This window comes from Haloarcula sp. CBA1122, assembly GCF_009741785.1.
GTDB lineage: Archaea > Halobacteriota > Halobacteria > Halobacteriales > Haloarculaceae > Haloarcula > Haloarcula hispanica.
Window position 1 is genome coordinate 1 of sequence record NZ_WPCB01000040.1, and the last position, 23,916, is coordinate 23,916.

23 protein-coding genes and 1 pseudogene are annotated in these 23,916 nt (G+C 64.8%); 8 read left to right on the plus strand and 16 right to left on the minus strand.

The genetic code is table 11. The annotated features are described in order from the left end of the window. Positions 1-1,455 (minus strand): hydrolase (locus tag GJ630_RS14485; RefSeq protein WP_191450162.1); only part of this gene is annotated, 1,455 nt, incomplete at its 3' end. Positions 1,456-1,563: 108 nt separating this feature from the next. On the opposite strand from GJ630_RS14485, the gene GJ630_RS19640 reads away from it, so the two are divergent. Together GJ630_RS19640 and GJ630_RS14490 are read left to right on the plus strand one after the other, a co-directional pair. Then, complete coding sequence (locus tag GJ630_RS19640; RefSeq protein WP_165353761.1) at positions 1,564-1,737, plus strand: hypothetical protein; 174 nt, start codon at positions 1,564-1,566, stop codon at positions 1,735-1,737. A 26-nt stretch (positions 1,738-1,763) separates the two neighbouring features. Then, positions 1,764-2,195, plus strand: coding sequence for a DUF371 domain-containing protein (locus GJ630_RS14490; protein WP_050007049.1), 432 nt, complete (start codon positions 1,764-1,766; stop codon positions 2,193-2,195). Positions 2,196-2,268: 73 nt separating this feature from the next. Here GJ630_RS14490 and thsA read toward each other — a convergent pair whose 3' ends face one another. Further along, complete coding sequence (thsA, locus tag GJ630_RS14495; RefSeq protein WP_014041038.1) at positions 2,269-3,828, minus strand: thermosome subunit alpha; 1,560 nt, start codon at positions 3,826-3,828, stop codon at positions 2,269-2,271. 175 nt (positions 3,829-4,003) lie between these two features. On the opposite strand from thsA, the gene GJ630_RS14500 reads away from it, so the two are divergent. Then, positions 4,004-4,813 carry an amidohydrolase family protein gene (locus GJ630_RS14500; protein ID WP_014041037.1) on the plus strand — a complete coding sequence of 270 codons (810 nt, stop codon included), beginning with the start codon at positions 4,004-4,006 and terminating at the stop codon, positions 4,811-4,813. A 55-nt stretch (positions 4,814-4,868) separates the two neighbouring features. Here GJ630_RS14500 and GJ630_RS14505 read toward each other — a convergent pair whose 3' ends face one another. Continuing rightward, complete coding sequence (locus tag GJ630_RS14505; protein WP_129755480.1) at positions 4,869-5,774, minus strand: glycosyltransferase family 2 protein; 906 nt, start codon at positions 5,772-5,774, stop codon at positions 4,869-4,871. Positions 5,775-5,867: 93 nt separating this feature from the next. Next, positions 5,868-6,572, minus strand: coding sequence for a class I SAM-dependent methyltransferase (locus GJ630_RS14510; protein WP_014041035.1), 705 nt, complete (start codon positions 6,570-6,572; stop codon positions 5,868-5,870). A gap of 249 nt (positions 6,573-6,821) precedes the next feature. Here GJ630_RS14510 and GJ630_RS14515 point away from each other — a divergent pair, with 249 nt between their 5' ends. Genes GJ630_RS14515 through GJ630_RS14525 form a run of 3 tightly spaced genes read left to right on the plus strand, consistent with a single transcriptional unit; the run spans position 6,822 to position 8,672 of the window. Next, the gene (locus GJ630_RS14515) at positions 6,822-7,091 is read left to right on the plus strand and encodes a helix-turn-helix domain-containing protein (protein WP_004591318.1); all 270 of its coding nucleotides are present in this window, start codon (positions 6,822-6,824) and stop codon (positions 7,089-7,091) included. Positions 7,092-7,100: 9 nt separating this feature from the next. Continuing rightward, positions 7,101-7,889: an MBL fold metallo-hydrolase gene (locus tag GJ630_RS14520; RefSeq protein WP_050036927.1), complete on the plus strand. Its 789-nt coding sequence runs from the start codon at positions 7,101-7,103 to the stop codon at positions 7,887-7,889. Between the two features lie 33 nt (positions 7,890-7,922). Next, positions 7,923-8,672, plus strand: a complete 750-nt coding sequence (locus tag GJ630_RS14525) for a YkgJ family cysteine cluster protein (protein ID WP_050007046.1) — start codon at positions 7,923-7,925, stop codon at positions 8,670-8,672. Between the two features lie 2 nt (positions 8,673-8,674). Here the strand turns inward: GJ630_RS14525 and GJ630_RS14530 are convergent, their stop codons facing one another. Next, positions 8,675-9,073 carry a TRAM domain-containing protein gene (locus GJ630_RS14530; RefSeq protein ID WP_050007045.1) on the minus strand — a complete coding sequence of 133 codons (399 nt, stop codon included), beginning with the start codon at positions 9,071-9,073 and terminating at the stop codon, positions 8,675-8,677. Between the two features lie 253 nt (positions 9,074-9,326). Between GJ630_RS14530 and GJ630_RS14535 the strand changes: the two genes are divergently transcribed. After that, a complete protein-coding gene (locus GJ630_RS14535) occupies positions 9,327-9,569 on the plus strand; it encodes a hypothetical protein (RefSeq protein WP_050007044.1) in 243 nt (80 codons plus the stop codon). A 200-nt stretch (positions 9,570-9,769) separates the two neighbouring features. Continuing rightward, entirely contained in the window at positions 9,770-11,650 is a 1,881-nt protein-coding gene (locus tag GJ630_RS14540; RefSeq protein WP_191450164.1) for a PAS domain S-box protein, read from the plus strand. A gap of 19 nt (positions 11,651-11,669) precedes the next feature. Here GJ630_RS14540 and GJ630_RS14545 read toward each other — a convergent pair whose 3' ends face one another. The 11 genes and pseudogenes from GJ630_RS14545 to GJ630_RS14595 all read right to left on the minus strand — a co-directional run bounded on the left by GJ630_RS14545 (position 11,670) and on the right by GJ630_RS14595 (position 23,828). Then, positions 11,670-12,275 (minus strand): MarR family transcriptional regulator, encoded by a 606-nt coding sequence (locus GJ630_RS14545; RefSeq protein WP_050036925.1) that lies wholly within the window; start codon positions 12,273-12,275, stop codon positions 11,670-11,672. 52 nt (positions 12,276-12,327) lie between these two features. After that, positions 12,328-13,515 (minus strand): SPFH domain-containing protein, encoded by a 1,188-nt coding sequence (locus tag GJ630_RS14550; RefSeq protein WP_050036924.1) that lies wholly within the window; start codon positions 13,513-13,515, stop codon positions 12,328-12,330. Between the two features lie 71 nt (positions 13,516-13,586). Further along, positions 13,587-14,189 carry an NfeD family protein gene (locus GJ630_RS14555; protein ID WP_064288873.1) on the minus strand — a complete coding sequence of 201 codons (603 nt, stop codon included), beginning with the start codon at positions 14,187-14,189 and terminating at the stop codon, positions 13,587-13,589. A 72-nt stretch (positions 14,190-14,261) separates the two neighbouring features. Further along, positions 14,262-14,633 carry a hypothetical protein gene (locus tag GJ630_RS14560; protein WP_014041027.1) on the minus strand — a complete coding sequence of 124 codons (372 nt, stop codon included), beginning with the start codon at positions 14,631-14,633 and terminating at the stop codon, positions 14,262-14,264. A 45-nt stretch (positions 14,634-14,678) separates the two neighbouring features. Further along, the gene (gene metG, locus GJ630_RS14565; protein WP_014041026.1) at positions 14,679-16,832 is read right to left on the minus strand and encodes a methionine--tRNA ligase; all 2,154 of its coding nucleotides are present in this window, start codon (positions 16,830-16,832) and stop codon (positions 14,679-14,681) included. A 71-nt stretch (positions 16,833-16,903) separates the two neighbouring features. Further along, positions 16,904-17,581, minus strand: a complete 678-nt coding sequence (locus tag GJ630_RS14570; RefSeq protein WP_050036921.1) for a LiaF domain-containing protein — start codon at positions 17,579-17,581, stop codon at positions 16,904-16,906. Between the two features lie 46 nt (positions 17,582-17,627). After that, positions 17,628-18,212: a YqaA family protein gene (locus GJ630_RS14575; RefSeq protein ID WP_050036920.1), complete on the minus strand. Its 585-nt coding sequence runs from the start codon at positions 18,210-18,212 to the stop codon at positions 17,628-17,630. A 114-nt stretch (positions 18,213-18,326) separates the two neighbouring features. Further along, a complete protein-coding gene (mfnA, locus tag GJ630_RS14580; protein WP_191450166.1) occupies positions 18,327-19,379 on the minus strand; it encodes a tyrosine decarboxylase MfnA in 1,053 nt (350 codons plus the stop codon). A 144-nt stretch (positions 19,380-19,523) separates the two neighbouring features. Further along, on the minus strand, positions 19,524-20,426 hold the full coding sequence (locus GJ630_RS14585) for a chemotaxis protein CheY (protein ID WP_191450167.1): 903 nt from the start codon (positions 20,424-20,426) through the stop codon (positions 19,524-19,526). A gap of 58 nt (positions 20,427-20,484) precedes the next feature. Then, a pseudogene (ppsA, locus tag GJ630_RS14590) lies at positions 20,485-22,795 on the minus strand (phosphoenolpyruvate synthase). A gap of 121 nt (positions 22,796-22,916) precedes the next feature. Continuing rightward, entirely contained in the window at positions 22,917-23,828 is a 912-nt protein-coding gene (locus tag GJ630_RS14595) for a PhzF family phenazine biosynthesis protein (RefSeq protein ID WP_129755474.1), read from the minus strand. Positions 23,829-23,916: the final 88 nt, after the last annotated feature.

Here is a 23,916-nt window from a genome sequence, read left to right on the forward strand (position 1 = left end):
CACCTCGCGGACGACGTCAGCCTGGTACGCCTGTGACCCAGCCACCCCGTCGTCGATGTGGCGGTCGTGCCGGGCGCGGTCGAACCCCGGGGTATCCACCGGGTCGGCCGTCCCGAGCGCGCCGGCCCCGAAGCCGGCGACGACGTCGCCGACGCCGAACTGGGAACAGAGCCATGGGAGGTCGGCCGTGTCGCCGTACCGCCACCCCGGGTACAGCGTGGCCGCGTCGGGGTCGATTCCGGGCGGGCCGACCACCGGGAACGTCGGGACGGAGTCCACGGCCCCAGCCACGGTCTCGGCCTCGGTGCTGTCGTATCCGGTTCGCCAGGCCCGCCAGCGAAAGCGTAGTCGGTCGAGGAACCCGGACCCAAGGCCGTCGGCGTAGGGTGACACTGGCTCGTCGTGAACGCCGACCGCCGCGAAACTGGGATGCTGCGCGTAGGTCGCATCGAGCCGTGCCGCGAGATTGGTTCCCCGTTCGTTGTCGAACGAACCGGGGCCCGACAACGGGAGGTCCTGCCAGAGCAGGACGCCGTGGTCGTCACAGGCGCGGGCCACTTCGGGCGGCGTCCCCTGTGCCCGAACCCGGACCAGATTTGCGTTGGCGTCGACGGCCCGCACGACGTCCTCCGCGGTCGGGTCCAGCAGTGTCACGCCGCGAACCGGCACCTCCTCGCCGTTGACCTGCAGGCCGTCGTCGTACGAAACAGTACGTAGTCCCGTCGTCACCGAGTGTTCGTCGTCATCGAGCTTCGCGCTGAGGACGTAGCGGGACTGCTCGCCGCGGTCGTGGGGCCACCACAGCGACGGGTCGCGCACGTCTATCGTGTAGGTCACCGACGTCGTCTCCTCGTCAGTCGAGACGCGAGCGCGGTCCATCATCCCGCCGCCACGAACGTCACCCTCCGGCCGGAGTGAGAGCGTAATCCGGTCGTCAAGCGGCTCTTCGGACAGGACAGTCGCCGACACTTCCACTGTCGCATCGGTTACGTCGGCTTCCGATACCTGTGGCTGGGCCGAAAGCTCGCTCACGCAGGGGTCGGGCCGGGTTTCGAGCCGTGCGTCCCACCAGATGCCCGGGACACAGCGCTCCGGCGGTAGCTGGTCGGTCGCGTGCAACCCGCCGAAACGGTCCGCCGGCGCGCGACACTCCACGACGATCCGGTACTCCTCGCTCTCGGGGAGTCGAACCCGGAGCGGTTCGAAGTAGGCGTCGTGGCTGGTGAGCAGATCCCCGTTGCACCACACGCGCGTGTGCGCGTATGCTCCGTTCAGCACCAGCAGCGTGTGTGCATCGCTCTCGTCCCGCGGGTCCGAGAACGTCGTTTCGTAGGCCACGGCCTCGGCGCCGGCGAACCCCTCGGGCCGGCCGGGCACTGACACCGGTTCCCACGACTCCGGGGACGGCATCTCGTCGTCCGGCGCAACCGCCGCGCCGCGCCACTCCAGCGACATACCTTGTGGCCCGTTCCGCGGGGGCATATCCTTTGCCCCACGGCTTCACTTTCACTTTCACTACGGGGATGGCTCGCCTTGACATAGGTAGCCATCTACTATCCAGATATGCTCACCGAACTACACGAGGCGGCGACACCGACTTGCGAGGCCCAGCACTGCGAGCGCCCGCTCGGCGAGCCAGCGCTGGTGTTCGAGACCGAGGCCGGCCGCCGCGAGGCCCACGAGTGCGCCTGCGGTGCGGTGACGATTACCGTCGTCAGGTCGGAGTCGTCCCGCTGAAGTACGCCCGGCAGTGACCGGGAGGTATGACACTCGAGGAAGTGGTCCGTGCACAGGGCCACGAGAACGTCTCCGGCGAGCACGCCAGCACGCTGGAAGTGACGAGCGACGACTTTCTAACCCCTGCAGGTGACTGCATCCTCGCTATCGAGGCCGACCGTGTTCCTGCCGACTTCGACAGCGAGTTCGTAACGGCCTGCCAAGACGCCGACGCGACGATTACAGCGACTATCGAAGCCGGCGAGCAGACCGTTACTGTGACCGGAACCGGCCATCCCGACCTCTCCTTCGAGAACGACCGGAGCCACGTCCTGCGGACGAGCGACTACGTCGATGACCGGACTGTGATGGTAAACGCCGACGCGGCGGCCGGCGACGTTGACCGGGACCTCGTCGAAGCGCTCGCTGACGGGGCCGATGCGACGCTGACGCTTTCTGTCGAGCCCAGCGGCGACTGAGCGGTGGTTTCTACAGCGGTCGCGCCGCTCTCTGGCGCGGTCAAAAGAAAACAGGTTTGATGTCTAAACCAGCTTAGCTCGACGAAATAACGTCGTCGATGCGGACGATCATCGTCGCCGCCTCGGTGGCGGAGTCGACCGCTTCGCGCTTGACAGCGGCGGGGTCGAGGATGCCGTAGTCGACGGGGTCACCGACGACGCCGGTCTGGCCTTCGCTGATGATGCCGGCGATGCCCTCGCTCTCGTGTTCGGCACGGAGGTCGACGAGCGCGTCGATTGCGTCGAGGCCCGTGTTCTCCGCGAGCGTGCGGGGCAGCACGTCGACGGCGTCGGCGAACGCTTCGACGGCGAGCTGCTTGCGGCCCTCGATGGACGCCGCTTCGGAGCGGATGTGGTCGGCAATAGCGATCTCAGTCGCGCCTGCACCGGGGACCACACCGCCGGCGTCGAGTGCGGCGATGACGGTGTCGAGCGCGTCGTTGAGCGCACGTTCGAGCTCGTCGACGACGTGTTCGGTGGAGCCGCGGGCGATGACCGTGACGGACTCGGCGGTCGCGCCGCCGGTGATGAACGTCACGTCGTCGTCACCCTGCTTCTCGACGTCGACGCTGTCGGCGTGGCCGAGCGAGTCCTCGTCGAGGGCTTCCAGCGAGCCGACGCGCTTCGCGCCGGTGGCCTCGACGATGTCCTTGGCGGTCGAGGAGCCGATGCTGTCGGCGACGAAGACGCCTTCCTTGGCGAGCTGGGAGGCGACGCGGTCGGCGACGTCCTCGGTGACGAAGGCCACGTCAGCGCCGCTTTCGACGACTTCCTCGGCGTAGCCGCTGAGTTCCTGCTCCTCGGCGTCGAGCGCGGCGTTGAGCTGGTCGACGCTGGAGACGTTGTACTCGGCGTCGATGTTGCTCTCGCGGACGTCGAGTTCGGTGTCGATGACCGCGATGGACGCGTCTTCGACCGAAGTCGGCATGTTGTCGTGGACGGCCGTCTCGTCGACGATGACGCCCTCGACGAGCTTGGTCGCGGAGGAAGCCGCACCCGTCTGGGTGTGGACTTCGATGTTGTCCCGGCGGACGCCGTTGTCGCTCTTGGCGTGGCGGACGGCGTCGACGACGACTTCGGCGAGTTTCTCGGCCTCGACGTCACCGGTGCCCTTACCGGTCATCGAGGATTCGGCGACCTCGACCAGCGTCTCGTCGTCGAGGTCGACGTCGAGGACGAGCTCGTTGATAGCGTCCTGTGCGAGTTCAGCCGCGGCAGAGTACCCCTCGACGATTGTTGTCGGGTGGACGTCGTCGTCGAGCAGGTCCTCGCCTTTCGTCAGCAGTTCCCCGGCCAGCACGGACGCCGTCGTCGTTCCGTCGCCCACTTCGTCCTCCTGAGTCTGGGCGACTTCGACGATCATCTGGGCCGCAGGGTGTTCGATGTCCATCTCGGAGAGGATGGTCGCCCCGTCGTTGGTGATGACCACATCACCGTCGTCGGAGACGAGCATCTTGTCCATGCCGCGGGGACCGAGCGTGGTCCGTACGGACTCGCTTACGGCCTTTCCGGCGGAGATGTTCGATGACTGTGCGTCCTTCCCGTGTGTGCGCTGGGCGTCCTCATCAAGGATGAAAAGAGGCTGGCCGCCCATGCGTCGCTGGCCAGATGACATATGTGTTGAACCTCACTTAAGACAAGGCAAGCGGTTCTATATAAAACTTTCTAACGGCGTAGACCGCTCGTCGGGTGACAGCGCCGTGCTGTCCCTGTAATCCCGGCTGGACCTACACACCTTTTAATATGGGTGTATACACACCGTATAGTAGATGCTGGAGTTGGAGCACGGCTTTCGGGTGGTCGACGTGCACGCGCGACTGGAACCCGACGAGCAGCGCCGACCCCGAGACGGTATGGGTGACCCGGAGCAACTGGAACGGGAGATGCACCAGGCCGGTGTCGTCCGCTCCGTCGTCTTTCCCGGCGAGCGAGACGGCTCGTATCTGAAAGCGAACAACGCCGTCGCCCGGATGACTGTCGAGCGGCCGATGGTCGCCTTCGCCAGAGTCAACGGCGCTCGGGACCCGGGGACCGGTCCCGGGTCGACCCTCCGCAACCTCGCGAGCAGTCGCACGGAGGAACACACCTCGCCCGAGGACATCGAGCAGTACGCCTACGACGACCGGTTCTATGGCTTCAAGATCCATCCACCGACTGACGGACTACCCGACGAAGAAGTCCTCGCAGAACTGGCGTCCGTATCACTGCCCGTCATCGTCCACGGCGGCGAAGGGTTTCCGCCCGAAACTGTCGCCGAATCGCTGTTAGCGTACGATTTCCCGGTCATCCTTTCGCATTTCGGTGCCCACCCGCTCCGGCGGGACCTGATGGAACGAGCTATCGACCTGCTGGAGACCCACGACAATCTGTATCTCGACACCAGTGCGGTCCGCTACCGGCGGCCGATGGAGCGGGCGATTCTGGAACACCCTGACCGCGTTCTCTTCGGGAGCGGCGTCCCCAGCGTCCACCCGAACGTGGCCGTGATGGAGATTCTGACACTGGACGTTCCCGAAGACGCGATGCGAAAGGTGTTCTCGAACAATCCCAACCGCGTCATCGAGGCGCTGGCCCCCTGACCGCCGACAACTCCTATTCCGGTCGAACGGTTGCGGCCAGTACCGGTTACCGCTACTACCGCCAGTCGTACACAGTCACCGCGCGGTCCGCGCGCGCGGAGCGGCCGTTCGGGTTCCGACAGGGTGTCCGGTCGGTCACGCGTGCGCGGAGGCCGTCGACGATGCCGGACCCGACGCCGCCGAACACGTCCTGCCCGTTGCCGAGCCACTGCGACGGCGTCGTCTCCCCGCGCACGACATCGATCAGCGCGTCCGTCGCGTCACTCGCCGCGTGGCTGAGGAGTCGCCGCAACACGGTTGGGCGGACGTTGTAGTTCTTCACCAGCCGGTAGGCGAGCGAGCGGTACTTCCAGTTCCAGTCGGTCTCCGTGGTGCCGCCGTCGGCCTCGAACTCGCGGCTGACGCACATCGCCGTGCTCCAGTCGACGCCGTAATCACTGGCGGCCATCCGGTGTGCGAAGTCCCGGGCGCTGCCAACGTTCAGGTACTCGTCGAACCCGTCGAGCGCTTCCAGCACCTCCGCGTCGAACGCGACGTTTCCGGGATTGAAATACGTCACGTCGCGGCCGGCTATCGTCCGCGTCTCCTCGGTTTCGGTCGTCATTCCGGCCCAGAGTTGCTGGTGTGTCGGCCCGGTGATGGCCTGGGTTGCCCCCGAGAGCCCGTTTTTCACCGCGTCAGCCCAGCCGGACTCGACCGAGAGAGCCTGGTGGACGAGCGCGATAACGTCTCCCGTGGCCCGGTCGATCCCTGCGTTGCGGGCGACCGTGACCGAGCGGTCGGCGATCTCGACGAGGATCGACACGTCGTCCCGGTCGCGGACCATGCCCGTCGTGCCGTCGGCCGACGGGCCGTTGACCACAATCACTTCGGCATCGGGAACCTGCTCGGTGAGTGCGTCCAGACAGCCGGACAGCTCCTCCCGGCCGTTCAACGTCGGGACCACTACCGAGATATCCATACCTCTGGGTACGGCGGCGAAGGCGCTTAAAAGTCGCGGGAGACGGACGGCGACATCCATTCAGGGAAAACGGGCTGTCCGAGCGGCGGCGAGCTACACATGGGTGTTCCAGTACGACACCGATGCCAGCTTTTCGCCGAGTGGCGTGCCGCCGAGCGCCGTATCGAGCGAGCGGAACGAGGCGGCCAGTTCGTTCGGAATCTTCCGGTAGAATCCGTAGGGAAGCAGCCAGTCGTGGTTCGCCTCGGTCAGTTCCAGTCCGGCTCCGTCCAGCAGCCGGTCGATCTCCCAGCGGGAGTAGAGCCGCGACCCCATCGGGAGCGCCCAGTTGTATATCGACCGGGTCGAAAACCGGTTGAACGTATCGAAGAAGACCTGTTCCTTCGAGACGCGGCGCATCTCAGCGAGGAACGCCGCCGGCGTGTCCGCCAGATGGAAAAAGCGCATCGCAAACACGGTGTCGAAATGGTCGTCCGGGAACGGCAGCCGGGCCGCGTCACCCCGCATGAACTCGACACGGTCGTCGACACCAGTCGCCTGTGCTTTCTCACGGCCCTGCTGGAGCATCGGTCCTGAGATGTCCAGTCCGGTGATGTTCGCGCCGCGCTCGGCCAGCATCACAGTGAACCGTCCGGTTCCGCAAGCTACCTCTAACACGTCCTTGTCGGCCACGGGGCCGATTGCGTCGAGGACGGCCTGTTTCTCGCGTCGGTCGATAAGCCGACCGCCACGGGAGAACCGCTTGGCCTCGTACTCTTCGGCCACGGTGTCGGCCTGATACCACTCCTGCCCTTTCACGGTGTATTGCTCACCCCGCGGGGGATAAAACGATACTGGAATCCCCTTTCATCGGTCGGGCTGTTTTCCAGTCAGGTCAGATCCGCTCGCGCTCTCGGCCCTGATAGTTCTGGTCGTACTTTCCGGATAGCGACGAGAACCGCACGATGGCGGTTCTGTATAAGGACACATTAAACACTTCATAGAATCTGTATTGTTTGGTCATGCATATAGCCAAGTTTTACCAGTAAGTCTGGAATATCAGCCACTATGAGCGCATTAACTGAAAACGCTGCACCAGCACCTTTCACCGACGAGGAGTTCCGCGACACCCTGCGTGAACTCCCGCCGAGCGCGAAGCTCGTCGCGAAGGTGCTGGAGGACGACGCCCCGCTGTCACAGGGCGAACTAGCCGAGAACTCGCTGCTCCCGGACCGGACTGTCAGGTACGCCCTGAACCGACTGGAGGAGTCAGAGCTGGTCGACTCGCGGTACAGCTTCACTGACGCACGCAAACAGGTTTATTTCCTCACAGTCTGACCCGTCGGTATGGACTGGCAGCGGGCCGACGTGCCCGTCCCGACGCGGGCACCGACCGGCACCACGGCGGTATACGTTTGCGGCGACGAGGCGGCTCTTCTCGTGGACCCCGCGGATACGGATGATGCGCTCGATTCGCTTCTCAGTGACCGCACCCTCGCTCACATTGCGCTCACACACTACCACCCTGACCACGCCGGTGCCGTCGCACACTACGCCAGAGAGACGAACGCGACGGTCTGGGCGCGGCGTGGCCGGGCGACCGCATTCGAGGCTGCGACCGGCGTTACCCCTGACAAACTGTTCAGCGACGGGACGACGATTCCGACCGACGCCGGCCCGGTGACCGTCCTCGACACGCCGGGCCACGCGCCGGAGCACGTCGCCTTCGCAACTGACGGGACCGTCGTCTCCGGCGACCTCGCCGTGGCCGAGGGCAGCGTCGTCGTCGGCGCACCAGAGGGCGACGTTCGGGCCTATCTCGCGTCACTGCGGCGACTCCACGCCAGAAACCCCGACGTGCTGTTACCGGGCCATGGCCCGCGTATCGAGACGCCGCGGGAGACCTGTGCGCGCCTCATCAGCCACCGACTGGAGCGCGAGCAACGTGTTCGGGCGGCTGTCAACGACGACGGGGCCGACACACTCGACGAAATCCTCGACGCCGCCTACGAAAAGGACCTTACCGGGGTGCGCGACCTGGCCCGCGCGACAGTGCTGGCTCACCTCGAAAAGCTCGCCGTCGAGGGCACTGTTTCGTGGGACGGTGCCCGGGCTATACCGAACCCGGCGGAGTGACGCCTTTTTGCCCGTCGGCCCGCTACCACGGCTGTGGACTCCCTGGAAACCGAACTCGAACGGGCCCGCGCGCTCGACGAGTCGGAACTGGCCGACGCTATCGAGACCATCGGGTTCGAATGCACCCGCTGTGGGGCCTGCTGCAAGGCCGAGTCGGCGTGTGGCGAGAGGGGAGAGGGTGCCGACGAGACGGACAGAGTCGCCGGTGGTGCCGGTGAGAATGAGAACGACGGCTCTGGAGAAACCGACGCCGAACCCCACACGGCGACGGTGTTTCCCGACGAGATCAGGCAGCTACAGTCCGCCGGGGAGTACGACTTCCGTGACGTCGCCCGCCCGATGCCGTACGGACTGGCCGACGGCCCGGACGGCCCCGAGGGTGAGACGTTCGAGTGGGCGCTCCAGACTGACGACTGCGGCGACTGCACGTTCTACGCTGAAGACGACGATGGCACGGGTGCCTGTACGGTCCACGGCGACCGCCCGCTCATCTGCCGGACCTACCCGTTCAGCGTCGCGCTGGGCGGGACGAGCCAGCCGATGGGCGAAGCCGTCGACGAGGAGGGGATGGTCCGGGCTCACGAATGTGAGGGACTCGGCCGGGATATCTCCAGAGCCGACGCCGAGGAGTTGGCGGCGGCGCTCAAGGAACGCGCCGTTCGGGAACTCGAAGAAGCCATCGGCGTCCGCGACAACTACCGGCCCGTCGACCCGTCAGCCGGACAGGTCGTCGTCCACGACTCCGAAGGGGCAAAGCGCCCCGACGGCAGTGCCTACGAGTAGTTTCAGACGTCGTCGATGATCTCGCCGACCGCGAAGTTCGACTTGACTTCGGTAACTTCGATCTTGACTCGTTCGTCGATTTCAGCCCCCGGAACGATGATGACGTAGCCGCGTTCGACGCGGGCGATGCCGTCGCCCTGCTTCCCGATGTCTTCGATCTCGACGTAGCGCGTTTCGCCCGGTTCGACCGGCGGCTGTGGCTGGTCCGGTGGCGTGTCTGACACCGTCTCCTCCTCCGTCTCTGTCCCCTCGTCTGCGGAGATGAGCGCAACACGATAGGTACTGCCCGAGTCGACTGCGCCCGTCTCGATCTCTCGACGCGGGACCTCCACGACGTACCGGTCCCCCTCGTCGCGGATATCGGCACTGAACAGACACAGCAGTTGATCCGAGATTTCCAATGTGATAGACCTCCGTTCGGCCACAAAACGGGCCATTACTAAAGAACTGCCGGAGCGAACGACTGTGACCGTCCCAACTGCGGAGCGACGACGGGCGCTCACGGTGTTTCCCGCCTGTACCAACTACCTGTCGCGTGGCCCAACTCGCGGCAGTATCCCCGCTTCGAGCGAGTGAAAACCGCAAGACTGCGAGCCGTTAACCGTCTGTACCAAATCCCATAAGCGTGTCTCGGTACTGCTAGTACCTGTACTAATGAGCGCCACCGCACAAACCCCCGACAGTCCGCTCTCGGACAAGCAGCGACGTATTCTGGAGTATCTCCGTTCCAATGCTGACGACCAGACGTATTTCAAATCGCGGCTTATCGGCGACGAACTCGACCTTTCGGCCAAGGAGGTCGGGACCAATATGACCGCCATCGCCGACGGCGACCACGATCTGGCCGTCGAGAAGTGGGGCTACTCCTCCTCGACGACGTGGATGGTCGAGACCTGAACCGGTGCCGGCTCGACCGCGGATACATCCCCACTCTCACTCGGTCGTCCGAGTGAGTGCAAACTGTCTCTTACTCTAGAGAACGCTCGGTGCCGTCGCTCATTCATCGTTTCAGACGATTTATCCCTGATATATCCAGACATATTGTAAGTGGCGAATGTCTATATTGATAACCATTGAAGCCATAGTTGTACACATCAATGGGCGAGGCTGGCTCCGCTATCCGGGTGCTTCACGTCGACGACGACCGGCAGTACGCAGAGACGACAGCGGCATTCCTCACGCGAGAGCGTCCTGCGTTCGACATCGAGACCGCAACGAGTGCAGCAGCGGGCCTGCGTCTGCTCGAAACAGAGCCGGTCGACTGTATCGTTTCCGACTACGAAATGCCCGGCGAGAACGGCATCGACTTCCTCGAATCTGTCCGCGAGGACTACCCTGACCTCCCGTTTATCCTGTACACAGGTCGCGGCAGCGAGGCAGTCGCCGGTGACGCTATCTCCGCGGGCGTCACAGACTATCTACAGAAGACGTCAGACACCAGCCACTACGCCCTTCTCGCGAACCGCATCGTCAACGCCGTCGAACAGTACCGGTCACAGCGCGCCCTCGAAGCGAGTAAAGACAGGCTCTCGCTGTTTATCGACCAGTCGCCGCTCGGGTTCGTCGAGTATAACCAAGACTTCGAGATCGTCCGCGTCAACGAAACTCTCACAGAGATATTCGGCTACACCGAGGAGGAACTGGTCGGCGAGACGTGGGAGGTGTTCGTCAGCGAGGAAAGCTACGACCACGTCGACGCGGTCACGTCCGCACTTAGCGAGGCCAGCGGTGGCTACCACAGCGTCAACGAGAACGTCCGGAAGGGCGGGGAGCGTATCATGGTCGAGTGGCACAATCGCCTCGTCACTGACGACTCGGGCGATGTCGTTACCATCTTCTCGCACTGCCAGGACGTCACGGAGCGCATCGAGCACGAACAGAACCTCGCCCAGTTACGGGACTTCTTCGCCGAGGCGGAGGAACTCGGCGACCTCGGTGCCTGGGAGTTCGACGAAACCGGGACGTTGACCTGGACAGCGGGCACTCGCCGTATCCACGGAGTCGACGACGACTTCGATCCGACAATCGAAGAGGGACTGTCCTTCTATCATCCCGAAGACAGGGAGATGGTTTCGGACGCCGTCGATGCGGCCCTCGAAGACGGGGAACCGTACGATATCGAGACCAGGCTCATCACCGCAACAGGCGACTGTCGGTGGGTCCGGACCCACGGCAAACGCGTCGAAGGCGCGGAGAAGCGGACAGTTCGGGGGTTCATCCAGGATATCACCGACCAGAAGGAGCGCGAACGCAGACTCCGCGTTCAGAACGATCGACTGGAGTCCTTCGCCAGCGTCGTCAGCCACGACCTTCAGGGGCCACTGACAGTCGCACAGGGCCACTTGGAGTTGGCCCAACAGGCAGTGACCAACGACCACCTCGACAGTATCGACGACGCCCACGAGCGGATGCAGACGCTCATTGACGATATCCTGACGCTGGCACGGGACGGACGCGAGGCGACGACCACCGAGCCCGTCAGTTTACAGACCGCCGCAAGCGCGTGCTGGGAGACTATCGGGACAGAGAACGGGACTCTGGTGACCGGTACGGACAGTGTCGTCGTTGCTGACCCCCGCCGATTGCAGCGCCTGCTGGAAAACCTGTTTCGGAACTGCGTGGCACACGGGTCGGAACCCTCGCTCTCGCAGATGCACGAAAACAGCATGGAGCAGGGCTCTGTGGGCAGTCCGGGACAGTCCGACGAGATCGTCGAAAGCGATACCGGAGTGACGGTTACTGTCGGTGACATCGACGACGCCAGCGGTTTCTACGTCGCTGATGACGGTCCGGGGGTTCCAGAAGACGAGCGAGACACGGTGTTCGAAGCGGGCTACTCGACCGCGCCCGAAGGCACCGGCTTCGGCCTCGCAATCGTGGCCGATATCGCCGCCGTCCACGGCTGGGATGTCAGTGTGACCGACAGCGAGTCGGGCGGAGCCAGGTTCGAAATTACCGGTGTTGACCGAGAGACGTAACTCGGCGGAAAGAATCAGCTCAGGGATCGTACCGCAGCAGTGAGTCGGCCTCGCCCGCTAGCTCGGCAACATCGTCATCGAACGAATCGGCGTACCGGATAAGCAGTGTCAACACTGTCTCTGGCTCGGTCACCGCGTACCCGTCTTCTCGGGACAGCAGTCCGGCGGACTCCAGGTCGCCGGCGTAGTTGCTCACCGTCGGCCGCGAAACGTCCAGTTCGGTGGCCAGTTCAGAGGCCGTCACGTCCGGACGGCGAAGGAGCGTGACGAGCATCCCGCGGGCTGTCGAGCGTCGCAGGTAGCCAAGCGCCACCTGTTCGAACTCGGAGAACTGGCCAGCCGGGAAGTACCGCCGGTAGTCGCCGTCCTTCTGTGAGGCGACGACGTCCTCGTTTTCCAGCCGGTGGAGGTGATGCTGGGCCTCGCCGGTCCCGAGTTTGAGGTCGTCGCGAAGCTTCGAGAAGTGCGTCCCGGGATGTGCGGAGACGTACCCGGCGATGGCGTCGGGCGCGTCGCTCTCGCTCCCGCTATCGCCGAAGCGGGCAAACGGGCTCGCTGCACCGAGGGCGGCAAAGCGACGGAGCGTCGCCCGCTTGTCCTCGTCCACGTCGCCCTCACGCGTCATTGCTACCGAAAAGGTGGGTCGGTAATAAAACGTCTTCGCCTGGTTATCAGGACTAGTCGTCCTTGTCGACTTCCGACGTTCGCGTCGTGTCGTCGGGGCCGCCGGCCACGTCAGTCGTGCCCGAGTCGTCGTCGATTTCGGCGTCCATCTCCTGAATCATCTCGTCGGCGCTGTCGAGGCCACTGTCCTGGCCCTCCTTGATCTTCTGGGCTTCCTCTTCCATCGCTTCGACGTCGACCTGCGCTTCCTCGTCGATCTGGCCGAGGATTTCCTCGATGTCGTCCAGACCGAGCATCTCGCGGGTCTCGTCGTCGAAGTCGAGCGCTTCCAGCGCGTGCCCGTTCTCCTTCACGTCCGAGCCCTGGAGGTGCTTGCCGTAGCGGCCCACCAGCGAGGTGAGCTCCTGCGGGAGGATGAACTTCGTCGACTCGCCCTGGCCGATCTCGGCGAGCGTCTCCATCCCCTTGTCGATGACGGCGCGCTCGCCCATCGATTCGGCGGATTTCGCGCGGAGGACGGTCGAGATTGCGTCACCCTGGGCTTCCAGAATCTGGCTCTGCTTCTCACCCTGCGCGCGGATGATGTTGGACTGCTTGTCACCTTCCGCCGTCTCGATGGCGGAGCGCCGTTCACCCTGGGCTTCCAGAATCATGGCACGGCGTTTCCGCTCGGCGGAGGTCTGTTGCTCCATGGCCTGCTGGACGTCCTTGGACGGGTTGACCTCGCGGACCTCCACGCTCTCGACGCGGACACCCCACTCGTCGGTGGGTTCGTCGAGTTCTTTCCGGATTCGGGCGTTGATTTCGCCCCGCTTGTTCAGCGTGTCGTCCAGCTCCATGTCACCCAGCACGGCACGGAGGGTCGTCTGGGCGAGGTTGGAGACGGCACGCTCGTAGTTATCGACTTCGAGGAACGCCTTCTTCGGGTCCATCACCTTGATGTAGACGACGGCGTCGGCGGTCACCGGCGAGTTGTCGCGGGTGATTGCCTCCTGCCGTGGCACGTCGAGCGTCTGGGTACGCATGTCGAACCGCGTCACGTCTGAGACGAAGGGGTAGATGAAGTGAATCCCCTGGTCGAGGACGCCGCGATAGGTGCCGAGGACCGTGTAGGCACCTTTCTGGTACGGGCGGATGATCACGACGCTGGAGTACACCAGCGCGATGGCGATCAGGAGGAAGATTACGGTAACGAAACCGATGAGTCCTCCGGGTTGTAGCGGTGCTGTCGCGGGGAACATGACAGTCAAACCTCCGGAGCGCTCAAGGAAAAGGCTTCGGTGTCCCTGTCACAAACTACCGAATTACACACCTACGCCCGCTCCGACTCTCGCTCCGGTTCGGTGTCGTCGCTCTCGTTGCCCCGGTTTCGATCACGTTCGAGTGCGCGGTCGATTTCGTCGCTCGCCGACTCTACCGGCTCGACATCCAGCACGTTCCCGCCGCCGGGGTCGATGACGATGACCTCCGTTCCCTCCTCTATCGGGTCGCCGGAACTGCGGGCCTGATAGTACGGATTGAAGCCGCCGTCTTCCAGTTTGACCTCGCCGTCACTTCGGGTCACGCGCTCGGTCACAGTCCCGAACTGGCCAGTAAGCGAGTCGGAACTGAGCGTTTGGCCGCGGCCCGGCGCGGCGAAATCGAGCTTTCGATACCCCCAGAGCGTGACCGCCGTGGTCGCCAGGACGATGACTGTGAGGATGAGCGGCGCGAAGATACCCAGGCTCGCTGGGATGAACAGCCCGACCAGCCCCGCCGTCAGCAGGGCCACGCCGAGGACGAAAAAGTGGGTCCCAGGGGCGAGCGCTTCGCCCACGATGAGGCCCGCGCCGGCCAGAAACAGCAGAATGGAGAGCGACATACCTAACAGTGGTTCGGCCTGCAGTGGGGCAACTGCCGCCAGCGGGTTCACCATGCCCCGACTTAGTGTCGGAGCAGGATTAAGTGTCGGGGTAGAGAGCGCGACTCTGAAGGCACCGGTGCAGTCTTACGCGTCGCTCGTCCGGACAAAGAACCCGTACAGTACAGCGGTTCCGAGCGCGACAGACAGGACCACGCCGCCGAGTATGGACGGCGTGTACATCTCCGCCCCGAGGAACATCCGTCCGAGGGCGAGAATCGCGATGCAGACCCCAAGCGCGACGAAGACAACGTTCTCAGGCTTCGGCGCATCGGGAGTCACTTCCAGGTCCGGGGCGAACGAGCCGGCGACCGCGCCCTCCTCCTCGTCGGCTGCGTCCGTATCGGCCGCGTCACCGTCGACCTGAATCATGTCGGCTTCCGTCGCCAGTTCGTACTCCTCGGTGAACGTGTCACCCGTAGCGGCCGCATCGTCTCGTGCGGCCCCGTCGTCATCCATGGTCCGCGGTACGTGCCGTGACTACAAAAGCGCTGGCGACTGGGCTTACTTGATGCGGGTCCCCAGCGGCGCGTCCTCGTGAGTCGTCAGCAGGTCCGCCTCGTCGCCGGCGGCCAGCACCATCCCGTTGGATTCGATGCCGAACAGCTCGGCTTTCTCCATGTTCGCAAGCAGGATGACGCGCGTCCCGGGGAGGGCCTCGGCGTCGTGGAGCTGCCGGAGTCCGGCGACGACCTGCCGGACCTCGTGGCCGATATCGACTTCCAGACGCAGGAGCTTGTCCGCGCCCTCGACCGGCTCGGCGCTGCGGATCTCGCCGACGCGCATGTCGACGCCCTCGAAGTCCTCGAAGCTGATGCGGTCCTCGACGAGTGGCTGGAGGTCGGCGGTGTCCACGTCGCCGTCGTCCACTTCGTCTCCGGCGGCTTCGCCGCCTTCATTCGAGGCTTCTGCCGAAGCCTCGCTGGCCTCCTCGACCCGTTCCTGCAGTTCCTCGTTCAGCGCCTCGATGTGGTCGTCCTCGACCTGTTCGAATAGCTCCGCGGGCTCGCCGAACTCGGCCGGCGGCGCTTCGAGCGCGCTGTCGAGGGTCACGTCGGCGACGGAGCCCTGCTCGCCGAGCTGGCCCCAGAGGCGCTCGGCCTTGCCTGGCAGAACGGGCTGCATGAGCACCGCGACAGCCTTCGTTAGCTGGACGCAGTCACGGATGACCTGCTCGGCGCGCTCGGGGTCGTCGTCGACGAGGTTCCAGGGCTCGTTGCGCTGGATGTACTCGTTGCCGTAGTTCGAGAGTTCGATGGCGATTTCGGCGAGTTCGCGCACGTCGTACTCCCGAACGGCGGCCTCGAAGTCCTCGATGGCCGACTCGATTCGGTCGCGCACGTCGTCGCTGACGGGCGCGTCGGGCGTCCCGTCGTAGTTGCGCTCGGCGAACAGCAGCGAGCGGTAGATGAAGTTGCCGACGTTGCCGACGAGTTCGCCGTTGACCCGCTCCTGGAAGCGGTCCCAGGAGAAGTCCACGTCCGTATCGATCTGAGCGCCGGTCGCGATGTAGTACCGGAACAGATCGGGATGGAAGCCGGCGTCGAGGTACTCGTCGGCCCAGACGGCGCGGTTGCGCGAGGTCGAGAGCGCCTTGCCGTCGATGCCGACGAACCCGGTCGCCAGAATCGACCGGGGCTCGTTGTAGCCCGCCCCGCGAAGCATCGCCGGCCAGAACACCGCGTGGTGCTGGATGATGTCGCGCCCGATGACGTGGATGATTTCGCCGTTGTCGTCGGACCACTCGTCGTCCCACTCGGTGCCGTGGTGCTCCTCGCCGTCGACCTTCCAGACCTGCTCCCAGTCGTACTCGTCGTCGCCGACGCGCTCGGCGTACTGCTTCGTCGAGGCCACGTATTCGATTGGTGCATCGACCCAGACGTACAGCACCAGTTCGTCGCCGCCATCGACGTCCTCCGGATAATCGACGCCCCAGTCCATGTCCCGCGTGATACAGAGGTCCTGCAGTTCGCCCTCGATCCACTCGCGGGGCTGGTTCTGGGCGTTGTCGGTGCCTTCCAGGCGGTCGAGGAAGCCCTGGAGGTACTCCTGGAAGTCGGCGAGCCGGAGGAACTTGTGTTCGCGGGTGCGGTACTCGGCGGGGTTGCCGGTCAGCGTCGACACCGGGTCCTCGATCTCGCCGGGCTCGAGGTGGCGCTGGCACCCCTCGTCGCACTCGTCGCCGCGGGCCTGTTCCCCGCAGTAGGGACAGGTCCCTTCGACGTAGCGGTCGGGGAGGGGCTGGTCCTCCTCGGTGTCCCAGGCGACCTCGATCTCCTTCTCGTGGACGTGGTCGTTTTCGACCCACGAGCGGACGAACTCCTGGGTGAGTTCGACGTTGGTCTCGTCGTCGGTGTGCCCGTAGTTGTCGAACTCGATGTTGAACTGCGGGAACGTCTCGGCGTAGGTCTCGTGGAAGTCAAGCGCGAACTCCCGCGGCTCGACACCCTCCTCGGCGGCGTTGACCGCTACCGGTGTACCGTGCATGTCCGACCCCGAAACGAACGCCGTCTGCTGGCCGATCCGTCGGAGGGAGCGCGACAGCGCGTCCCCGTCGACGTACGTCCGGAGGTGGCCGACGTGCAAGTCACCGTTCGCGTAGGGCAACCCACAGGTCACGACCGCCGGCTGGTCCGTCGGAAACTCGTCGTTGCTCATACCTGTTCGTGTGCCACCGACGGGTCAAAAGGGGGTTGGTTTCGGCGCCGCGCTGGACGGGCTGCTGTCCGTCAGTCCAGCAGTTCCAGACCGCCGAAGGCGACGAACCCGGTGATCACGAGGTCGACATCCTTGTGTTCCTCGTCGGAACGAGGGCGAGAGTCTTCCGCCGCGCCGAACAGCGGTAGCACGTCGAGGCGGACGTTCCACTCCCGCGGGACCCGTATCTCGGTCCCGCCGAAGATGGTCGTCGTGCTGACGTGGGCCGGCGCGTCGCTGCTCCTCACGTCCCGGAGGTCAAGTTCGATCCCGCCGAACAGCGCGGTCAGGTCCGCGCTCCGGAAGGCGTCGGCCGTGATGCGTCGCTCCGCGCCCCCGAAGAACGCGAATAGCAGGACGTGATCGCTCCGCTCGGATCGTGCTTTCGCCCGGTACTGTCCGAGGAGGAGCGATAGTCCAAACAGGATGATTAACAGCGGCCAGAACTGCACCACGTCACGGGCGGCGAGCACGCCCAGCGTGACCAGTTGCCACGCGCCAGCGACGAGGATGACCAGCAGCGGACCCACGAGGTTCCGTAGCCCGCCGGACACTAGCGCGTAGATGCCGACGAGGACGAACAACGATGGGACGTAGACGAACAGCGCGCTGGCGTCGAACAGTCCGGTCGACCGTCCGAGCAGCGCCAGGCCGATCAACACGACGATTCCGCCGAGGAGGGTCTGGGCCGCCAAACGGCTTCGGGACATGCGTGCATTTACTCAAACAGATTACATAAATCTGTGTGCCGGCCGCTCACAGCAGCACGAGCGTGCCGCCTGCGAGTGCGAGTGTCACCACAAGCCGCCCGGCGCTGCCGAAGAACGTCGCCGCGCCGAACCGATAGTAGTCGCGTTCGAGGACGGTAAACGCGTAGATAGAGATCGTATCGGGGAAGAAGGGAACACAGAGCGCGAGCGCCAGACCGACGTAGCCGTACTTCTGTGCGAGCTGTACCGTCTTCTTCTCCGACCATTCGATGATATTGAACCGTGAGCGCTTGATCCAGCGCACGAGTGGGCCGTACTCCTTTGCCTCCTGACCGATGTGGAAGGCGACGAGACTGCCGAACGCCTTCCCGAGACCACTGACGAGGATAATCGCCACCAGATTCCCGTTCGTAGAGAGTCCAAGCCGAAGCGTTTCGGCCGGAACTAGTACAACTTCGCTCGGGAGTGGGAGAATGAACGCGATCAGAAACGAGTACACCGCGATGATACCCAGTCCGGTTGGACCGGTGGCCGTACAGACGGCCTCTTCCAGCGGCGACAGTGGAGTGCCGGCGGTCGTACAGTCACCGATGAAGGCAATGAACGCTGTGGTCGGTACTACCAGGTCCACGACCCTCTGTAGCAAACAGGCACTTCTAAACCTTCGTATGTCTTCTCGGGAGTAGTCAATACCAGTATGTTCGGGACCGAGGGCGGCGACGCAGTACCAGTCGAGGTCCGCGATTCAGTACCAGTCGAGGTCCGCCACGAACGACCGCAGCATCGACCGCGTAACGTGGGGCATACACACGACACGCATCTCGCCAGCCCCGGTCTTTGAGACCCGCCAGCCGCGGTCCCGGAGTTCGTCGGTCATCGGCATCGAGAGATCGGCCGCGACAAGCGGAAGCTTGGGGCCGACCACGTCGTGGCCCCGCGCCGACAGCTGGTCGGCCAGCCAGTCGGCGTTGGCCATCGACGTTTCGTACTGCTGCTCGTAGCCAGCCGGCCACAGCGACTCCATCGCCGCGACGGCGGAGGCCACGCCAGCGCCCGAGCGCGTGCCGGTCAGCGTGAGCTGGTCAGTCGACTCCAGATATGGCGTTTCGACGGCGAGTTGATCAAGCAGTGATCGGTCGCGCGCGAGTAGCCCGCCGGCGGGGACCGCCGCCTGCCCGACCTTGTGCGGGTCAATCGTCATCGTGTCGATGTTCGCGTGGCCGAAGTGCCAGTCGTGGTCGGTGAAGGGGAGGTAGAAACCGCCCCACGCGGCGTCAACGTGACAGAGTGCGTCGACCGTCTCGGCGAGGTCGGCGATGGCCGGAATCGGGTCGACGTAGCCGTATTCGGTCGAGCCGGCGACGCCGACGACACACACCGTGTCCTCGTCAACGAGTTCACCCATCGCTTCCATGTTGGCGCGGTAGTCCGTCGCTGGCGCGGTCCGCAGTTCCACACCGAGTACGTCAGCGGCCTTGGTAAAGGAGAAGTGTGCGTGGACGGGCGCAACTATGTTCGGGTCGTCCGTATCGGCGCGGTTACGGGCAATACGTATCGCCTGGAGGTTGGCCTCCGTGCCGCCCGAGGCGACGTAGCCCGCGGGGTCCGAGAGCCCGGTGATGTCGCCGAGATAGTCGACGGCCTCACGTTCCAGATCGGCGATGGTCTCGTACGTACCGGGGTCCCCGGGGTTCGTCGCGAGGAAGCGTTCCGCCGCTTCGCGTGCCGACGGATGCGGCACCGTACACATCGACGAGAGGACGCGCTCGAAGTCCTGTGGCTCTGCCCGCTGGAGCATCTATCGCGAGTATAGAGGGGGAGCGGTTTAGCCGTTGTGCTCGGGCATGTCCGTTGTCTGCTGTTTATTCGCCCTGACGGCGAAACGGTGGCCAGAGCGGGGCAGCTGTCCGTAGTTGGTCCTGTAGCGCTCGTCCCGACCGAATTACCAGTTCGACGGCCCGATCTTCTTCGTCGCCTTCGCTCGAAAGCCCGTGGGACCGATCAGCGACTCGAAGACGGTCTGGCGCTCGGTGTCGAGCGCGCCGCCGAAGGAGCCGACCCGCATCGTCCGGTACGTCTCGAACCCCTTGTCGTTGGAGTAGAAGTAGACGCTGCCGTGTAGCAGGCCGTGGATGAGTTCGTCCGAGCGCACGTCGCCCGCGGGCCGGTCGAGTTTGACGAAGGCCACGGTCCCCCAGTTGACGACCGCTTCCCGGAGCCCCATGAGGAACGCGATTTCGTGGTTCTGGGGCAGACCGAACTCCGTCGCTCGTTCGAGGTCGGTCAGCGAGTCGATGACGATGAGCGTCTCCGCGGCGTCGCTCACCCGGTCGCTGATGTCGGCGAGCAGTTTCTCGAAGGTCCCCTCGTTGGGCTCCGACTCTGGTGGCTCCGCGTCGGGCTGTTCGATTTCGGCGTCGCTCCGTCGCGCATCGAACAGCGGCTCCGGAACCGGCAACAGCTCCATGAAACGCTGGGAGAAGTCCGCGACGGTCATGTTGTCCGTGAGCGTGTCGAACTGATAGCCGTCGAGCACGGCGTCGAGTTCGCTGTAGACGTGTTCGCGGTCGTGGGAGAGCGTGATGTAGGTCACCGAGTCGGGAATCGCCTCGCTCCGCCGGGCGATGCCGTTCGGGACCATCTCGGGCCGGTGTTTCGCGAGCATCAGCGTCGCGAGACTCGTGTAGGTGAACGCATCGCCGCCCGCGTCCGACGCCCCGGCCAGCAGGACCGTGCTCCCGGTCGGAATCCCGCGGACCTGTCCGTCCAGTCCGGGGATACCGAAGGGGATGTAGGACACACCGGAACTGATACTCTTGGCTTCCGGTGTCGATTCGGGTGCCATACCGCAACGAAGCGAACGGTGCAAAAAAATCTGCTGGCTACGTCGGGCGGCCGCGGCCTCAGCGGACCGATTCCAGCAGGAGGCGCTGCTCGACGCGCTTGACCTCGTGTTGTACGTCGCGGACGGCGTCGATGTTCGGCGAGATAGAGGTGACTCCCTCGTCGACGAGGAAGTCGACCATCTGGGGCTTCGAGGCGGCCTGGCCACAGATGCTCGTGGCGACGTCGTGCTCGCGGCAGGTCCCGATGACCTGGCGCATGAGTTCGAGAACGGCCGGGTGGAGTTCGTCGAAGCGGTCGGCGACGTTGCCGTTGTTGCGGTCGACGGCCAGCGTGTACTGCGTGAGGTCGTTCGTCCCGAAGGAGACGAAGTCGATACCGGCCTCACAGATGTCTTCGATGGACAGCGCGCTCGCCGGCGTCTCGACCATGACGCCCCAGTCGCGCTTCTCGGGGTCGATGCCGACCTCCTGCATCAGCGCCTTCGCCCGCAGGATGTCCTCGGCGTCGGTCACCAGCGGGAGCATCAGTTCGACGTTGTCGTAGCCGAGGTCGTACAGGCGCTCGAACGCCCGGAGTTCGAGCTTGAACTCGCCGGGTCGGTCAAGCGAGCGCCGGATGCCCCGATAGCCGAGCATCGGGTTGTGCTCGCTCGGCTCGTCTTCGCCGCCCTGGAGCTGGCGGAACTCGTCGGATGGGGCATCGAGGGTCCGGACGCGGACCGGGCGCGGGTAGAACGCCTCGGCAACCGAGCGGACCCCCTCGACGATTTCGTCGACGTAGGCGCGCTCGCCGTGGTCCTCGACGTAGCGCGAGGGCGTCTTGTCCGTCGAGAGGATCATGTGCTCGATGCGCAGCAGGCCGACGCCGTCGGCACCGGTCGCAGCCGCTCGCTCCGCGGCCTCCGGAATGGAGACGTTGACCTTGACTTCCGTTCCGGTCATCGGCTTGACTGGCGAGTGTGCCTCGACCGGCCCGGCATCCTCTTCCTCGCCGGTCGTCTCGGGAACCTTGGCCCCTTTCTCGACTGTGCCCTTGTCGCCGTCGAGCGTGACCGTTTCGCCGTCCCGGAGTTTCTGTGTCGCGTCCTCGGCACCGACGACGGCTGGAACGCCGAGTTCACGGGAGACGATGGCTGCGTGGCTGGTCATCCCGCCCTCGTCGGTGATGATACCGTTGGCGCGTTTCATCGCCGGGACCATGTCCGGCGTGGTCATCTCGGCGACGATGATGTCGCCGTCCTCGACCTTGTCGAGGTTGTCGAGTTTGTCGACGATGCGGACGACGCCAGTGACCCGGCCCGGCGCGGAGCCGATTCCGGAGAGCCGGACCGACTCCGACTGGCTCTCCATCGCTCCGCCGTCGGCGACACCCGATTTTGCCCCCGGCGGTTGACTCTCGGCTTCGTTGGCCGAGCCGGCGCTCCCTTCAGGATCGTCGATAGTGGTGATCGGGCGGGACTGCAGCAGGTACACCTCCCCCTCGTAGACCGCCCACTCCACGTCCTGTGGTGTATCGTAATGGTCTTCGACGCGCTCACCGATTTCGATGAGCCGGTGAATCTCGTCCTCCGAGAGGACGCGCTCGTTGCGCTTCTCCTCGGGGACGGAGCGCTCGATTGTCTCGCCGTCTTCTCCCCGAACACACATCACCTTCTTGTCGGCGACGGTCACCTCATCGATGGTGCCCGTCTCGCGGTCGACGATGTAGTTGTCGGGCGGAAACCGCACCGGAGACGACCGCCTCGCCCAGCCCCCACGCGGCCTCGATGATGGCCGTTGGACCGCCGGTCGAGGGGTGGCTGGTGAACATGACGCCGGACTTCTCCGCGTCGACCATCTGCTGGACGACGACGGCGATGTCCACGGCGTCGTGGGCGAAGTCGTTCTCGTTGCGGTAGTAGATAGCCCGCTGTGTGAACAGCGAGGCCCAGCACTCCTTGACTCGCTGCAGGAGGTCCGCACGCGAGACGTTCAGGTACGTGTCCTGCTGGCCGGCGAAGGAGGCGTCCGGGAGGTCCTCGGCAGTTGCCGAAGACCGCACCGCAACGTCCTCGTCGCCCATCTCGTCGTATGCAGCCAGCAGGTCCTCGCGGACCGACGGCGGGGTGTCGGTTTCCAGGATCAACTCCTGAGCGCGTTCGGCTGCCTCGGCCAGCGCCTGCGAGTCGTCGCTGTCGACATCGACGGCCTCGAACAGCGGCTCGTCGATTCCAGTTGCTTCGATGAACGACCGATACGTGTCGGCGGTAACGACGAACGCCGACGGAACGGGCAGGCCCGCTCCGGTCAGTTCTCCGAGAGACGCCGCCTTGCCGCCGACCCGCGCCAGGTCGTCGGCACCGATTTCGTCGAGCCACAGTGTTGGCATGGACTCATTCGTACCATCTTCAACGACAATTAAGGATGTTCCGGTTGCAACCAGTGAGAGATCGCTCTTCACTCGATTTCGAGTGAATTAGGCGGTCAGGCTGCCGGTGCGGTGTGGACGGTCACGCTTCGATAATATCGTCGTCGTCAACAGCGGGGACAGTTACCGTGCCGTCCAATGCGGTCACGCCGCGACCGCCGACCCACACCTCGGTCCCGTCGGTATCGACTGACACCGTCCCGGGTCGGTCGCGGAAATGCCCGCCCTCGGCGATGATCTGTTCGACGGTGTCATCGAGCGCCCCGTAGCGGCGGACGAACGCCGCGCAGGCCCCCGATGCTGCCGCGCTTACCGGCTCTTCTGTCCGGCTCCCCGCGCGGAAGGCTCGCCCGTGGAACGTCGACCGGCGCGTTGCGTCGCCGCCAACGGTGTCGAAGGTGAACGGGTACACGCCGACTGCGTCCGCGCGGTCACAGAGCGAGGCGACGGCGGTCCCATCCACGGCGAGGGTGCTCAGATGCTCGAAGTAGTTGACCGGGACCATGAGCCACGACTCACTCGCGTCGGCTGTCACGAGCGGGAGGTCCGCGCCCACGTCCTTGAGCGTGGCCGCGTCGAGTCCGAGCGCGTCGGCAACATCGCTGTATGGGATATCTACTTCGGTGATGTCGGCCCGTCCTTGCTCGACCCAGACCATCCCGTTCTGTTTCGTTTCGACAGCGACGTCGCCCCTAGCGGTGGCGACCGTCCACTCGCTGTCGTCGACTTCACCACGCTCGTAGAGCGCCGCGTACGCGGCGATTGTCGCCGTCTCTGCCTGCGCCAGTTCCTCGGTCGGCGAGAAACAGCGAAGTCGGCGGTCGGCGTCCGCCGCCGGCAGGACAAAGGCCGTCTCGGTGGCCCCCAGTTCGCTGGCGACGGCCTGCATCTGGTCGTCGGTCAGTCCGTCGGCTTCAGGGACGACGCCGGTCGGTGTGCCCGTCGTCGGCTCCGCGGCGAACGCGTCGACAAGCAACGCCTGTCGGGTATCCATGGCACGGAGTTGTGCTGACCCGCAGATAATCTTTTCCGGAGCTAGCCATCGTCGTCCGGTGATCGGTTCCGGTGAGACACGCAACAAC

Excerpts from the sequence above, each read along its gene's own strand:
- GJ630_RS19640 (WP_165353761.1), top strand. The coding sequence starts at position 1,564 with ATGCTCACCGAACTACACGAGGCGGCGACACCGACTTGCGAGGCCCAG.
- GJ630_RS14545 (WP_050036925.1), bottom strand. The coding sequence starts at position 12,275 with ATGACGCGTGAGGGCGACGTGGACGAGGACAAGCGGGCGACGCTCCGT.
- GJ630_RS14540 (WP_191450164.1), top strand. The coding sequence starts at position 9,770 with ATGGGCGAGGCTGGCTCCGCTATCCGGGTGCTTCACGTCGACGACGAC.
- GJ630_RS14520 (WP_050036927.1), top strand. The coding sequence starts at position 7,101 with ATGGACTGGCAGCGGGCCGACGTGCCCGTCCCGACGCGGGCACCGACC.
- GJ630_RS14555 (WP_064288873.1), bottom strand. The coding sequence starts at position 14,189 with ATGGTGAACCCGCTGGCGGCAGTTGCCCCACTGCAGGCCGAACCACTG.
- thsA (WP_014041038.1), bottom strand. The coding sequence starts at position 3,828 with ATGGGCGGCCAGCCTCTTTTCATCCTTGATGAGGACGCCCAGCGCACA.
- metG (WP_014041026.1), bottom strand. The coding sequence starts at position 16,832 with ATGAGCAACGACGAGTTTCCGACGGACCAGCCGGCGGTCGTGACCTGT.
- GJ630_RS14515 (WP_004591318.1), top strand. The coding sequence starts at position 6,822 with ATGAGCGCATTAACTGAAAACGCTGCACCAGCACCTTTCACCGACGAG.
- GJ630_RS14585 (WP_191450167.1), bottom strand. The coding sequence starts at position 20,426 with ATGGCACCCGAATCGACACCGGAAGCCAAGAGTATCAGTTCCGGTGTG.
- GJ630_RS14500 (WP_014041037.1), top strand. The coding sequence starts at position 4,004 with ATGCTGGAGTTGGAGCACGGCTTTCGGGTGGTCGACGTGCACGCGCGA.
- GJ630_RS14560 (WP_014041027.1), bottom strand. The coding sequence starts at position 14,633 with ATGGATGACGACGGGGCCGCACGAGACGATGCGGCCGCTACGGGTGAC.
- GJ630_RS14570 (WP_050036921.1), bottom strand. The coding sequence starts at position 17,581 with ATGTCCCGAAGCCGTTTGGCGGCCCAGACCCTCCTCGGCGGAATCGTC.
- GJ630_RS14535 (WP_050007044.1), top strand. The coding sequence starts at position 9,327 with ATGAGCGCCACCGCACAAACCCCCGACAGTCCGCTCTCGGACAAGCAG.
- mfnA (WP_191450166.1), bottom strand. The coding sequence starts at position 19,379 with ATGCTCCAGCGGGCAGAGCCACAGGACTTCGAGCGCGTCCTCTCGTCG.
- GJ630_RS14550 (WP_050036924.1), bottom strand. The coding sequence starts at position 13,515 with ATGTTCCCCGCGACAGCACCGCTACAACCCGGAGGACTCATCGGTTTC.
- GJ630_RS14595 (WP_129755474.1), bottom strand. The coding sequence starts at position 23,828 with ATGGATACCCGACAGGCGTTGCTTGTCGACGCGTTCGCCGCGGAGCCG.
- GJ630_RS14490 (WP_050007049.1), top strand. The coding sequence starts at position 1,764 with ATGACACTCGAGGAAGTGGTCCGTGCACAGGGCCACGAGAACGTCTCC.
- GJ630_RS14505 (WP_129755480.1), bottom strand. The coding sequence starts at position 5,774 with ATGGATATCTCGGTAGTGGTCCCGACGTTGAACGGCCGGGAGGAGCTG.